A 293-nucleotide genomic window follows, 5' to 3' on the forward strand; every position below is an offset into this window, starting at 1 on the left:
CATATCCTGGGTTCGGAACAGGGCCCCATCGATGGCAAAGACCTGTAAACCGTGCCAATGGTCTTCAGGATAACGTTCCCGCCCCCACACATCGGCGCACTGTTTGAACAGCCACTCGAGCGGCTGTTTGCCGAGTCGCTGACGGGCCTGAGACAGGGCACTGTCCGCGAGCAAGGCATCATTGGCCAACCCTTCTGCACAGATGTTGAGGCGCCGAGCGACCTCGGAGATGGGCTCATTGCGGAAAAAGGCCATCCCCACGACGAGCCACAAGACCATATCAGAAGGTAAGC

At 58.7% G+C, this 293-nt stretch carries 1 protein-coding gene; it reads right to left on the reverse strand.

Going from position 1 to position 293, the window contains the following annotated elements:
* A partial coding sequence (locus J9892_RS22415; RefSeq protein WP_210539055.1) for a transposase domain-containing protein occupies positions 1-293 on the reverse strand: 293 nt, incomplete at both ends.

Source organism: Aeromonas sp. Prich7-2 (assembly GCF_017939255.1).
Taxonomy (GTDB): domain Bacteria; phylum Pseudomonadota; class Gammaproteobacteria; order Enterobacterales; family Aeromonadaceae; genus Aeromonas; species Aeromonas caviae.